The sequence below is a fragment of the Streptomyces incarnatus genome, from assembly GCF_001027185.1.
In the GTDB taxonomy this organism is placed as follows: Bacteria; Actinomycetota; Actinomycetes; order Streptomycetales; family Streptomycetaceae; genus Streptomyces; species Streptomyces puniciscabiei.
This window is the reverse complement of record NZ_CP011497.1, coordinates 326,146-338,891: the sequence shown is the minus strand read 5'-3', so window position 1 is coordinate 338,891 and position 12,746 is coordinate 326,146. Positions and strand designations below refer to the sequence as shown.

12 protein-coding genes are annotated in these 12,746 nt (G+C 72.1%); 9 read left to right on the top strand and 3 right to left on the bottom strand.

Translation table 11 applies throughout. From position 1 onward, the window contains the following. The first annotated feature begins 30 nt into the window (after positions 1–30). Entirely contained in the window at positions 31–1,689 is a 1,659-nt protein-coding gene (locus ABB07_RS01555) for a penicillin-binding transpeptidase domain-containing protein (RefSeq protein ID WP_208896865.1), read from the top strand. A gap of 143 nt (positions 1,690–1,832) precedes the next feature. Here ABB07_RS01555 and ABB07_RS01550 read toward each other — a convergent pair whose 3' ends face one another. Next, on the bottom strand, positions 1,833–2,501 hold the full coding sequence (locus ABB07_RS01550; protein WP_208896864.1) for an O-methyltransferase: 669 nt from the start codon (positions 2,499–2,501) through the stop codon (positions 1,833–1,835). Positions 2,502–2,595: 94 nt separating this feature from the next. Between ABB07_RS01550 and ABB07_RS01545 the strand changes: the two genes are divergently transcribed. The 6 genes from ABB07_RS01545 to ABB07_RS01520 all read left to right on the top strand — a co-directional run bounded on the left by ABB07_RS01545 (position 2,596) and on the right by ABB07_RS01520 (position 8,739). Continuing rightward, positions 2,596–3,480, top strand: a complete 885-nt coding sequence (locus tag ABB07_RS01545) for a winged helix-turn-helix transcriptional regulator (protein WP_208896863.1) — start codon at positions 2,596–2,598, stop codon at positions 3,478–3,480. Between the two features lie 84 nt (positions 3,481–3,564). Beyond that, positions 3,565–5,013 carry an argininosuccinate synthase gene (gene argG / locus ABB07_RS01540; RefSeq protein ID WP_208896862.1) on the top strand — a complete coding sequence of 483 codons (1,449 nt, stop codon included), beginning with the start codon at positions 3,565–3,567 and terminating at the stop codon, positions 5,011–5,013. A 98-nt stretch (positions 5,014–5,111) separates the two neighbouring features. After that, positions 5,112–5,453 carry a GNAT family N-acetyltransferase gene (locus ABB07_RS01535; protein ID WP_208896861.1) on the top strand — a complete coding sequence of 114 codons (342 nt, stop codon included), beginning with the start codon at positions 5,112–5,114 and terminating at the stop codon, positions 5,451–5,453. Between the two features lie 20 nt (positions 5,454–5,473). Beyond that, complete coding sequence (locus ABB07_RS01530) at positions 5,474–6,430, top strand: GlxA family transcriptional regulator (protein ID WP_208896860.1); 957 nt, start codon at positions 5,474–5,476, stop codon at positions 6,428–6,430. A gap of 105 nt (positions 6,431–6,535) precedes the next feature. After that, entirely contained in the window at positions 6,536–7,549 is a 1,014-nt protein-coding gene (gap, locus tag ABB07_RS01525) for a type I glyceraldehyde-3-phosphate dehydrogenase (RefSeq protein ID WP_208896859.1), read from the top strand. 113 nt (positions 7,550–7,662) lie between these two features. Beyond that, on the top strand, positions 7,663–8,739 hold the full coding sequence (locus ABB07_RS01520) for a fatty acid desaturase family protein (protein ID WP_208896858.1): 1,077 nt from the start codon (positions 7,663–7,665) through the stop codon (positions 8,737–8,739). Between the two features lie 144 nt (positions 8,740–8,883). Here the strand turns inward: ABB07_RS01520 and ABB07_RS01515 are convergent, their stop codons facing one another. Both ABB07_RS01515 and ABB07_RS01510 read right to left on the bottom strand, forming a co-directional pair. Then, complete coding sequence (locus ABB07_RS01515; RefSeq protein WP_208896857.1) at positions 8,884–9,546, bottom strand: response regulator; 663 nt, start codon at positions 9,544–9,546, stop codon at positions 8,884–8,886. Then, on the bottom strand, positions 9,543–10,790 hold the full coding sequence (locus ABB07_RS01510) for a sensor histidine kinase (RefSeq protein ID WP_208896856.1): 1,248 nt from the start codon (positions 10,788–10,790) through the stop codon (positions 9,543–9,545). The genes ABB07_RS01515 and ABB07_RS01510 overlap by 4 nt, the downstream gene beginning before the upstream one ends. Positions 10,791–10,922: 132 nt before the next feature. Here ABB07_RS01510 and ABB07_RS01505 point away from each other — a divergent pair, with 132 nt between their 5' ends. Both ABB07_RS01505 and ABB07_RS01500 read left to right on the top strand, forming a co-directional pair. Next, on the top strand, positions 10,923–11,843 hold the full coding sequence (locus ABB07_RS01505) for an ABC transporter ATP-binding protein (RefSeq protein WP_208896855.1): 921 nt from the start codon (positions 10,923–10,925) through the stop codon (positions 11,841–11,843). Continuing rightward, positions 11,840–12,661, top strand: a complete 822-nt coding sequence (locus ABB07_RS01500) for an ABC transporter permease (RefSeq protein ID WP_208896854.1) — start codon at positions 11,840–11,842, stop codon at positions 12,659–12,661. The genes ABB07_RS01505 and ABB07_RS01500 overlap by 4 nt, the downstream gene beginning before the upstream one ends. Positions 12,662–12,746 lie beyond the last annotated feature (85 nt).

Below are 12,746 nucleotides of genomic sequence, written 5' to 3'. Positions count from 1 at the left end.
TTTCCATGGAACATACATACGATCCTGCCCATGAACAGAGCTGTGAAGATCGGCCTCGCCGGTACCTGCACCGCGCTGCTCGCCCTGGGGGGAATCGGTATCTACAACATCGTGCACAGCCTGGCCTCGGGCTCGGCGGGCGACACGGGCTCCCAGGACGCGCGCGCATTCGACCCTTCGGCGCTGTCGAGCACGCCCCCGTCGGACGCCGAGGCGGTGACGCGGGCCCGCGCGTTCCTGGACAGCTGGTCCCGCCGGCAGGTGGACGGCGCGGCCGGCGAGACCGACGTACCGGGCACGGCCGCGCAGGCGCTGCGCGACTACGCGAACGGACTGCACCTGAAGAAGCTGTCGTTCGGTCACATCGTGTCGGTGGGCCCCTCGTCGGTGACGGCGGGCGCGACCAAGGTCACCTTCGACGTGACCGCTCAGGTCGCGGGCGGGACCTGGAGCTACCCCAGCGCGGTGGCCGTGCTGAAGAGCACGAACGGCCACTCGGCGGTCCACTGGAACAACTCGGTGCTCTATCCCGGCCTGGACGACGGCCAGTCGCTGACCGCGGGCACGCTGCCGGCCGGCGCGGGCGGTACCAAGGTCGTGGCGAGCGACGGCAAGACCGATCTGTCGGGCTTCGCGTCACTGCGGGACATCGCGGCCACGATCGGAAAGAACGCCAAGCCCACGGGCGGCACCCCGGGCACGGGCGTGGCCGTCGTCGACGCCGGCGGAGCGGGCGTGAAGACGCTGAAGGTCTTCGTCAAGGGCCGTCCGGCGGTGGTCAGGACGACCATCGACGCCGGCCTGCAGACGGTGGCCGAGCGCGCCGTGCAGGATGCCCACCTGCAGCAGAAGCCCGCCGGTACCGTGGCACTGGACTGGCGCAACGGCCACATCCTGGCGATCGCGCACTCCGGCGACGACGGCGACATCGCCATCAACGGCATCAAGTCCCCCGGCTCCACGATGAAGATCATCACTTCCGCGGCTCTCTTCGACCGAGTCGGCCTCACACCCAGCAGCGCGGCTCCCTGTATGGATTCACAGCCGGCCAACAGTCAGTTGTTCCACAACGACCCTGGGGTGCGGGCCAATCCGGGCTCTACGATCGCTCAGGCGTTCACGGTGTCCTGCAACACGTCCTTCATCAAGGATGGTTTCCACTACCTCGTGCACGACGGGGACGCCTCCGCGCTGCACGACGAGGCCGTGAACGTCTTCGGCATGGGCAGCTGGTCCATCGGCGGGGGAGTCGGCACCACCGACCCGAGCATCCCGCCGGACGTGCAGGGCGGCGACCAGGCGGCCCAGTTCATCGGCCAGGGCAAGGTCACCGCCACGCCCCTGTTCATGGCGTCGGTGGCGGCCACCGTCCGGGGCGCCGGTTTCCAGCAGCCGGTCATCCTGCCGGGACAGCACCAGGAGGCGGCGGCCCGGCCCATCTCCGCCCGCACGGCCGGCTATCTGCAGTCGATGATGCGCGACGTGGCCACCAGCGGTACGGCGGCACCGCGCCTCGGCGGACTGGCGGGCGTCGGCGCCAAGACCGGCACCGCGGAAGAGGGCGACCACACCAACGGCTGGCTGACGGCCTACAACTCCCGCATCTCGGTCGCGGCGCTCGTCGAGGGCGGCAGCTCGGGCGTGGACTCCGCGGGCTATGTCGTACGACGGCTGCTGACCGGCAGCTGACCCCCGGCCTCTCGGCAGGGCGGTGACTCTTCCTGCCAGGGAGCCTCCGGTGGCGGCCGACGTGCCGCCACCGGCCGTCGCGGCCGGGCCGGCGCCACCGACGACCGGCGCGGGCGTGGCGGTGCGTCCCGCCGGTCGGACGCTCACCCGGTGACCAGGGCGAGGGTGAAGCCGTCGTAGCCCTTCGAGCCGACCGTCTGGAGGGTGGTGGCGGTCAACCGCGGGTGCCCGGCGATGAGTTCGGTGAAGCGGCGCACGCCCTGGACGCGCGGGTCGTCACTGCCCGCGTCGGTGACCGCCCCCTCGCGGACCACGTTGTCGCCGACGATGACGCTCCCGGGCCGGCTGAGCTTCAGGGCCCACTCGAGGTACTCGGGGTTGGAGGGCTTGTCGGCGTCGATGAAGACCAGGTCGAAGGGGCCGGCTTCCTCGGCCGCGAGCACGGGAAGCGTGTCCTGGGCCCTGCCGACGCGGATGTCGACGATGTGGTCCAGCCCGGCACGGGCGATGTTGGCGGCGGCGACGGCGGCGTACTGCGGGTCGCTCTCCAGGGTGACCAGGCGGCCGTCGTCCGGCAGGGCCCGGGCGAGCCAGATGGTGCTGTAGCCGCCCAGGGTGCCGATCTCCAGGATGCGGCGGGCGCCCCGGATCCGGGCCAGCAGGTGGAGCAGCTTGCCCTGGTTGGGGGCCACCTGTATCGCCGGGAGCCCCGCGGCGTCGCTGTCCCCGGCGGCCGAGAGCAGGGCGTCGTCCTCCGGCACGAGCAGCGCGTTGAAGTAGTCGTCGACGGCGGTCCACGTCTGCTGGGACATAGTGAGTTCCCTTTCGATACTTACCAAGTTCCGAAAGGGAACCTACTATCGGGATCCGGCGGCATGTCAACGGCTTTGTTCCGGGAGGGCGACGATGAGTTCACGGCGGGTGACCGACGACGCCTGCGGCATCGCGCAGGCCGCGGCGGTGGTGGGGGACTGGTGGAGCCTGCTCGTCCTGCGGGAGATCGCGCGCGGTCATGTGCGCTTCGACCGGCTCGCCGGCGAACTGGGTGTCTCCCGCAAGGTCCTCACCGAGCGACTGCGCGCCCTGACTGAGCACCATGTGCTGGAGCGCCGCCTCTACCAGGACCGGCCGCCACGCTACGAGTACGTGCTGACCGAACAGGGCCGCGGTCTCGTTCCGGTCCTGGTGGCGCTGCAGGACTGGGCCGACCGGTGGCTGCTGGGCGACGGCACGCTCACCGGGGAGGCCGCCGACCACGGCGCCGAGGCCCAGCGGGTCGCCTCGCTCGTCGGCCAGGCCGTGCCCGCCGGTCTCCGGCTGCCGGGAACCGACGGCCGCTCGCACGACCCGGTGGCCGCCGCCCCCCGCCCGACGGTGCTCTTCGCCTACCCGGCGGCCGGTGTCCCCGGCGTTCCGGCCGGCCTCGCCGGGCCGCCGATCCCCGGCAGCGCGGGCTGCACCCTGGAGAACCGCCAGTTCCGCGCCGCCTGGCCGCGGTTCGAGGCCGCGGGCATCGCCGTCCACGGTGTGAGCACCCAGACGCCCGGGGAACAGGCCGCCTTCGCGCGGGCCGAGGACCTGCCCTTCCCGCTGCTGTCCGACGCCCGGCTCCAGCTCACCGCCGGCCTGCGCCTGCCGACCTTCCGGGCCGGGCAGGACCTGCGCATCAAGCGACTCGTCCTCGTCGTCGGGCCCGACCGGACCGTACGGCACACGCTCTTCCCGGTCACCGACATCCCCTCCGCGGTGGAGCAGGCGTTCACGCTCGCCGCCGGGGACGCGACCGGGTGAGAAGCCGCTCCCCGTGAGACGCCGCTTCACTCGGTTGTGGACCCGGGCTATGCATGGACATGCGGGATGATGCATACTCTTCCTATGTCCAAGGTCCTCACTTCCCTTCCGGTCGGCGAGCGCGTCGGCATCGCCTTCTCCGGCGGTCTCGACACCTCGGTCGCCGTCGCGTGGATGCGCGACAAGGGCGCCGTCCCGTGCACCTACACCGCCGACATCGGCCAGTACGACGAGCCCGACATCGCCTCGGTACCCGGCCGTGCGACGACCTACGGTGCCGAGATCGCGCGCCTGGTCGACTGCCGTGCGGCCCTGGTCGAGGAGGGACTGGCCGCGCTCGCCTGCGGCGCGTTCCACATCCGCTCGGGCGGGCGTGCCTACTTCAACACCACGCCCCTCGGCCGCGCCGTCACCGGCACCCTGCTGGTCCGGGCGATGCTCGAGGACGACGTGCAGATCTGGGGCGACGGCTCCACCTTCAAGGGCAACGACATCGAGCGGTTCTACCGCTACGGCCTGCTCGCCAACCCGCACCTGCGGATCTACAAGCCCTGGCTGGACTCCGACTTCGTGACCGAGCTCGGCGGCCGCAAGGAGATGTCCGAGTGGCTGCTCGCGCACGGCCTGCCGTACCGCGACAGCACGGAGAAGGCGTACTCCACCGACGCCAACATCTGGGGCGCCACGCACGAGGCGAAGACCCTGGAGCACCTGGACACCGGCATCGAGACCGTCGAGCCGATCATGGGCGTACGGTTCTGGGACCCGTCGGTCGAGATCGCCGCCGAGGACGTGACGATCGGCTTCGACCAGGGCCGCCCGGTGACGATCAACGGCAAGGAGTTCGCCTCGCCGGTCGAGCTGGTCATGGAGGCCAACGCCATCGGCGGCCGGCACGGCCTCGGCATGTCGGACCAGATCGAGAACCGGATCATCGAGGCCAAGAGCCGCGGCATCTACGAGGCCCCCGGCATGGCCCTGCTGCACGCGGCGTACGAGCGCCTGGTCAACGCGATCCACAACGAGGACACCCTCGCCCAGTACCACACCGAGGGCCGCAAGCTCGGCCGCCTCATGTACGAGGGCCGCTGGCTGGACCCGCAGGCGCTGATGATCCGCGAGTCGCTGCAGCGCTGGGTCGGCGCCGCCGTCACCGGCGAGGTGACGCTGCGGCTGCGGCGCGGTGAGGACTACTCGATCCTGGACACCACGGGCCCGGCGTTCAGCTACCACCCGGACAAGCTGTCCATGGAGCGCACCGAGGACTCCGCGTTCGGCCCCTCCGACCGGATCGGCCAGCTCACCATGCGCAACCTCGACATCGCCGACTCCCGCGCGCGCCTGGAGCAGTACGCCGGCCTGGGCATGGTCGGCACCGAGCACCCGGCCCTGATCGGCGCGGCCCAGGCCGCCTCCACCGGCCTGATCGGCGCCATGCCCTCCGGCGGCGCCGAGGCGATCGCCTCCCGCGGGGAGGTCTCGGAGGAGGACCAGGCCCTGGACCGCGCCGCGATGGAGTCCGGCACGGACTGACCCCGGCCACCTCCCGTACACCCTCGGGCAGCGGGCCCCGTCGGTTCACCTCCGACGGGGCCCGCCGTCGTGCGCCGGCCGTCTGGAAAACTGGGCGCATGACTGTCGACAGGCGCGTGGCGGCGGAGCCGGCCGTGGCACCGGTCACCGCCGTCTCGGTGAGCCGGAGGGGCGCCCATGACCCGACCACCCTGGTGCGGGCCGCGCGCGGGGTGGGTTCCGGGCGCCTCTGGCTGGTGACGACGAACGACAACGTACGGGACCTGCGGTTCTACCAGCGCTACGGCTTCGACCTCGTCGCCGTCCACCGGGACGCCGTCGCCCGGTCCCGGGCGCTGAAGCCGACCATCCCGCGGCTCGGCATGGACGGCATTCCGATCCGGCACGAGCTCGAACTCGAACTGCGCCTCTCCTCAGGCGGTCCCGACGGCGGCCGCTGAGCCTCTCGTACCCTGTGTCCGTGCCGTCCCCCCGTCTGCGACGCGTCGCCGTCCTGGTGCTCGAAGGCGCCAAACCGCTCGATGTCGGGATCCCCGCGCAGGTGTTCACGACGCGGGCGAGCATGCCCTACGAGGTGCGGGTGTGCGGGGCGGAGCCCGGGCTCGTGGCGGGCGGTGACGGGCTGTCGTACCACGTCGCCCATGGACTCGACGCGCTCGCGTGGGCGGACATCGTCTTCATCCCCGGCTACCGCTTCCCCGACCGCGAGGATCCGCCACGGCCCGTCGTCGACGCGCTGCTCGCCGCCCACGCCGGGGGCACGCGGCTCGCCGCCATCTCGACGGGGGCCTTCGCACTCGCGGCCACGGGACTGCTCGACGGCAAGCGGGCGACCACGCACTGGCACTACGCGCGGGCCCTCGCCGCGAAGCACCCACTGGTCCGGGTCGACGAGAACGTCCTCTTCGTCGACGAGGGCACCGTGCTGACCTCCGCCGGAGCCGCCTCCGGTATCGACCTGTGCCTGCACATCCTGCGCAAGGACCTCGGGGTCGCCGTGTCGAACCACGCGGCCCGGCGCCTGGTCGCCGCCCCCTACCGCAGCGGGGGCCAGGCCCAGTACGTACCGCGCAGCGTGCCCGAGCCGCTCGGCGAGCGGTTCGCCGCGACCCGCGAGTGGGCGCTGCACCGCCTCGGCGAGCCGCTCACCCTCTCGGTGCTCGCCCGGCACGCCGCGGTCTCCCCGCGCACGCTCTCCCGGCGCTTCGTCGAGGACACCGGATACACGCCCATGCAGTGGGTGATGCGGGCCCGCATCGACCTGGCCCGGGAACTGCTCGAACGGTCCGAACGCAGCATCGAGCAGATCGCCGCCGACGTCGGCCTCGGCACCGGCACGAACCTGCGGACCCACTTCCAGCAGATCCTCGGCACCACCCCGAGCGAATACCGGCGCACCTTCACCCGGGGTGAATAGCGCCTGGCGCGATCCTTGCGAACCATGGCGCCCACGACACGGTCATGCGCGAACGCGGCACGCGACGCTGGTGGGGAACCGAGGGCAACCGAAGGGACACCACTCATGACTCGCATCGCCATCAACGGATTCGGCCGTATCGGACGCAATGTGCTGCGCGCCCTGCTCGAACGCGGCAGCGCCCTCGAGGTCGTCGCGGTGAACGACCTGACCGAGCCCGCCACCCTCGCCCGGCTGCTCGCCTACGACACCACGGCCGGCCGGCTGGGCCGTCCCGTCACCGTCGACGGGGACGCCCTCGTCGTCGACGGCCGTCGGATCACCGTCCTCGCCGAACGCGAGCCGTCCCAACTGCCCTGGGCCGACCTCGGGGTGGACATCGTCCTGGAGGCGACCGGCCGCTTCACCTCGGCGAAGGCCGCCCGGGCACACCTCGACGCGGGCGCGCGGAAGGTGCTCGTGAGCGCGCCGTCCGACGGAGCCGACGTCACGCTCGCCTACGGCGTCAACACCGGCGCGTACGACCCGGAGCTGCACACGATCGTCTCCAACGCCTCCTGCACCACCAACGCGCTCGCGCCGCTGGCCGCCGTGCTGGACGAACTCGCCGGGATCGAGCACGGCTTCATGACCACCGTGCACGCCTACACGCAGGAGCAGAACCTGCAGGACGGCCCGCACCGCGACGCCCGCCGGGCCCGCGCCGCCGCCGTCAACATCGTGCCGACCACGACGGGCGCGGCCAAGGCGATCGGCCTGGTGCTGCCGAACCTCGACGGCAAGTTGTCGGGCGACTCGATCCGCGTGCCCGTACCGGTGGGCTCGATCGTCGAACTGAACACGACCGTCGCCCGTGACGTGACCCGCGACGACGTCCTGGCCGCGTACCGCGCCGCGGCCGAGAGCCCGTTGGCCGGCATCCTGGAGTACTCGGACGACCCGCTCGTGTCCTCCGACATCACCGGCAACCCGGCCTCCTCGATCTTCGACTCCGCCTTGACCCGCGTCGACGGCCGGCACATCAAGGTGGTCGCCTGGTACGACAACGAGTGGGGCTTCTCCCACCGTGTCATCGACACGCTGGAACTGCTCGCCGGGCCGGCCTCCCGAGAAGGCTGAGGTCAGCGGCTCGGCAGGGGGGCAACACCCTGGCCTTCGTAGGGAAAGCCCCCCATCGGGTCCGGGGTCTGACCGGCTGTTCCGGCCGGCCGGGCGCGCCGAGACTCGACGGCATGACGATCTCCACTCATGCCTCGGCCGCCGCCGAGGCGTCCCCCGCGCGTGCCCGCACGTCCGGTTCCGGAGCCGGCAGCGACTTCGCCCGGCTGTCCCGGCGTATCGCCGAGGCGGGCCTGATGGAGCGGCGCCCCGGCTACTACACGGCGCGGCTCACTCTGGTGACCGCGCTGCTCGCGGCGGGCTGGGGCGCCTTCCTGGTGCTCGGCGACTCCTGGTGGCTGCTGGCGGTGGCGGCCTTCCTGGCCTTCTGCTTCGGCCAAGTGGCGCTGGTGGCCCACGACCTGGCGCACCGTCAGGTCTTCCGGCGCGGCCGGCCGAGCGAGACCTGGGGCAGGCTCTTCGGCAATCTCGGCATCGGCATGAGCTACGGCTGGTGGATGAACAAGCACACCCGTCACCACGCCAACCCCAACCACGAGGAACTCGACCCGGATGTCGCCCCGGACATCCTGGTGTGGTCCACCGCCCAGGCCCGCGACAGCCGCGGCCTGGCCCGGCTCATCGGGGGACACCAGGCGTGGCTGTTCTTCCCCCTGCTGACGCTGGAGGGCTTCAACCTGCACGTCGCGAGCGTGCGGGCGCTGCGCTCGCCCGCCATGAAGCACCGGGTACTGGAGGGCGTCCTGCTCCTCCTCCACCTCGCGGCGTACGTGTCCGCGCTGTTCCTGGTGCTGTCACCCGCCAAGGCGGTCGCGTTCCTCCTCGTGCACCAGTGCCTCTTCGGTGTCTACCTCGGCTGCACCTTCGCACCGAACCACAAGGGCATGCCCACGTTCAGCGGCGACGAACGGCCGGACTTCCTGCGCCGCCAGGTCCTCACCTCCCGCAACGTCCGCGGCGGCCGGCTCACCGATGTGATGCTCGGCGGGCTCAACCACCAGATCGAACACCACCTGTTCCCGAGCATGCCCGCACCCCATCTGCGCCGGGCCCGGATCATCGTCCGCGAGTACTGCGCGGAGATCGGCGTGCCGTACCACGAGACCGGCCTGATCCGGTCCTACCGCGAGGCCCTGACCCATATGCACCGGGTCGGAGAACCGATCAGGAGCCGGCGCAGGGCGCGCTGAGCACGGCGCACCGAAGGCGCACCGAAGGACCTTCGCCCGTCTCGTCCCGCGAGCGGCGTCACAGCCTCCACCACGCCGAGCAGGGCGAGATCCACCGGGAGTAGCTCGCCCGGCACCGGGGCCGGGCGCGTCGTCGTACGGCGCTCAGCTCGACGGCGCGACCAGGCCCGTCTCGTACGCGGTGATCACGAGCTGGACCCGGTCCCGGGCACCGAGTTTGCTGAGCAGCCGGGAGACATGAGACTTGGCGGTGGCCACCGTGATGAACAGGTCCTGCGCGATCTCGGTGTTGGACCGACCCCGTCCGACCAGGGTCAGCACTTCCCGCTCGCGCTCGGTGATGCCCTCGAGCAGTCGGGCGGAGTGCTCCGGAGCGGGCGTCCGGCGTTCGGCGAAGTCCGCGATCAGACGGCGTGTCACTCCCGGCGCGAGCAGCGCGTCGCCGGCGGCGACCACACGGATCGCGGCGAGGATGTCGTCCAGCGCCATGTCCTTGACGGCGAAGCCGCTGGCCCCGGCCCGCAGCGCGCCGTAGACATGGTCGTCCTCGTCGAACGTGGTGAGGATCAGCACCCGGCTCGACGCGTGGCCGGCCGTGATCCGGCGCGTGGCCTCGATGCCGTCCATGCCGGGCATGCGGATGTCCATGACCACGACATCGGGGCCGGTCTCCCGGACCCGCTGGACGGCCTCCTCGCCGGTGGCGGCCTCGCCGACGACCTCCAGGTCGGGGTGGTCGGCCATGAGGACCCGCAGCCCGGACCGTACGAGCTGCTGGTCGTCGGCGAGGACGATCCGGACGCTCATCGGGTCTCCACCGCGACACCGGCGGGTTCGGGCAGCGGCAGCCGGGCCACCACGCGGAAGCCGCCCTCGGGACGCGGTCCGGCGCTGAACCGGCCGTGCAGGAGGGCTGCCCGCTCCCGCATGCCGACGATGCCGAAGCCGTGGCCCGAGCCGTCCTTGGAGACCCCGCGCCCGTCGTCGACGACCTCCACGGACAGCTCCTCCTCCCCGTACGCGATGGTCACCGTGCAGTGCCCGGTGCCCGCATGCCGGACCACGTTGGTCAGCGCCTCCTGCACGATACGGTAGGCCGACAGGTCCACATCGGCCGGCAGCGGCCGCTGCTGCCCGCCGACGCGCAGCTCGACGCGTACCCCGGCCTGCGCGGTCGCCGTCGCCAGCCGTTCGACGTCCGCGAGACCGGGTGAGGGTGCGAGCGGCACTGGTGCCGCCGTCTCCGGCTCGGCCTGACGGAGCGCCACCAGCGTGCGCCGCAGGCCGGACAGGGTCTGCCTGCTGGTGCTCTCGATGGCCTGCAGGGCGTCGCGGGCCGCGTCCGGCTGCGTGTGGATGACCCGGCTGCCCACCCCCGCCTGGATCGCGATGATCCCGACGGAGTGCGCGATCATGTCGTGCAACTCCCGTGCGATCCGCAGCCGTTCGGCGGTGACCGCCTCGGCCACCTCCTGCGCGCGCAGCGCCGTCGCGTGCTCGCGGCGCTCGCGGCTCAGCAGCCCGAGCATGCAGGCCGCGGCCATCGCCAGCAGGCCGATCACCCCGTCTACGATCATCAAGTCCGGGCCGTGTGCGAAGAGGCCGATCGCCATCAACTGCACGAAGAAGGCCAGAGACACGGCGATGACGGATGCCCGGCGCCCGCAGGTGGCGACGATGTACCCCAGGACGAGGTCCGCCGCCAGGTACGCAAGGAACTGGCCCTGAGAGAACAGGGTCAGGCTCGCGACGGTGGAGCGGCTGGGGACGACCACCACGGCGGTGGCACCGAGCAGCGTCAGCGCCAGGGCCGTCAGCGGCGTCCGCCGCAGCACTCCGACGAGCAGGCTCACCGCCGGCAGCGACCCCACGGCGAGCAGGGGGCCCGAGTTCCGTGGCGCGCCCGTCGTCAGGAGCAGCAGCAGGAAGACGTACAGCACGCCCCCCGCCCAGGCCGTGAGCGCCGCTCTCGGCACCGCCGACGCGCCCTCGCGGCGGTCGCGTGGCGCTGCGGAGGACGCGGAGACGGCCGGGCGCTCGGTGGTGGGCATGCCGCGAGACTAACCGGCCGCCCCGGTCCCCGGCATCGGCCCCGGGACGTACACCCGTGGGCCAGTCCGCCCCGCCCTTTGCCACCCACGGCCTCATGCCGGCACGGGGCGCCTCCGGGCACCGTTGTCGCCGTGATCGAAGTCAACGAACTCACCAAGCGCTACGGCGGCAAGACGGCCGTCGACCGACTGACCTTCACCGTGCGGCCGGGACAGGTCACCGGCTTCCTCGGCCCCAACGGAGCCGGCAAGACCACCACGCTGAGGCTGATCCTCGGCCTCGACACACCCACCGGCGGCTCCGCCACGGTCGGCGGGGCCGACTTCCGCGGCCACCCGCGGGGCCTGCGGCACGCCGGCGCACTCCTGGACGCCGGCCAGGTGCACGGCGGACGCAGCGCGGCGGCCCACCTGTCCGCCCTGGCCCGCAGCAACGGCATCCCGCTGCGGCGGGTCGAGGAGGTGCTTCAGGAGGTCGGGCTGGCGGAGGTCGCGCGGCGGCGCATCGGCGGCTTCTCGCTGGGGATGAAGCAACGCCTCGGTATCGCCGCCGCCTTGCTCGGTGACCCACCGGTGCTGCTGTTCGACGAGCCGATCAACGGCATGGACCCGGAAGGCGTTCTCTGGGTACGGCACCTCTTCCGCCGACTGGCCGACGAGGGGCGTGCGGTCTTCCTCTCCAGCCACCTGATGTCGGAGATGGAGAACACCGCCGACCAGCTGGTCGTCATCGGACGGGGCCGGCTCATCGCCGCCGAGTCGCTGGAGGCCTTCGCCGCCCGCGGTACGCGCCGCGGTGTCGTGGCGGGCAGCACGCTGGCCGCTGAGTTGGCGGCGGTGCTGACCGCCGCCGGCGCATCGGTGCAACCGCGGGGCCCGGCGGGCGCCGGGCGTCTCGCCGTGACCGGGCTGCCCGCGGACCGGATCGGAGCGCTCGCCCTGGAACACCGGATCCCGCTCTACGAGCTGACCACGAAAACGGCCTCACTGGAGGAGGCGTTCATGGAACTCACCGCCGACAGCGTCGAATACCTGGCAGGACAGCCCCGATGACCACACTCACCACGTCCTCGCCCGCCCGCTTCGGTGACCTGATCGCCGCCGAGTGGATCAAAACGCGGTCCCTGCGCTCCACTTGGTGGACGATCGCGCTCGCCGTCCTGTTCGTGATCGGCTCCGCCGCCGTGGCGGCACTCGCCGACTACCGCAACCTGGCTGCCGCCGGCCCGCCCGCGCACCGGCCCGCCGACTTCCTCCCCTTCGACGCGTTTCCGGAGCCCGGCTACCTGACGCTGATGCTCGTCGCCGGCGGCGTCGGCGCCATCACGGTCGTCAGCGAGTACAGCAGCGGCCTGATCCGCACCACCACCGTGGCCGTCCCGGCCCGAGGCCAGGTGGTAGTGGCCAAGGCGACCGTCACCGCGGCTGTCTGGACCGTCGTGGGTACGGCAGTCGCCACCGGCTCCTTCCTCGTCTCCCAGGCCATCCTGGACGGTCGGCACGCAGGAGTCCCGATCACGCACCCCGGCGTAGCGCGGGCGCTGGTGGTGTCCGCCCTGCTGGCCCCCGTCTGCGCACTGACCGGGCTGGGCCTGGGCGTGCTGATCAGGCACGGCGCGGCGACCATGGCCACCTCCGCCTTCACGCTGCTGATGCTGCCCACGGTCTTCTCCCAGACCAAGCGGTGGTCCGCCGACGTCAACCACCTCATGGTCGTCAGCGCCTGGCACCGCCTGGTCCAGAACTGGGCACCGGACCCCGACGCCCCCATGTTCAGCGCCACGGTCCCCGGTTCCTGGGCCGTGTACGCACTGTGGCCGCTGACCGCCGTGGCCGTCGCCGTACTCGTCATCGGGAAGCGGGACGTGTGAAGCCGGATCCGACACCACCGGAAGAAGCGACAGAGGAAGCGATGTCCGGTCCGCGGCACGCCTCGCAGCCCGTGACTCGCGCCCG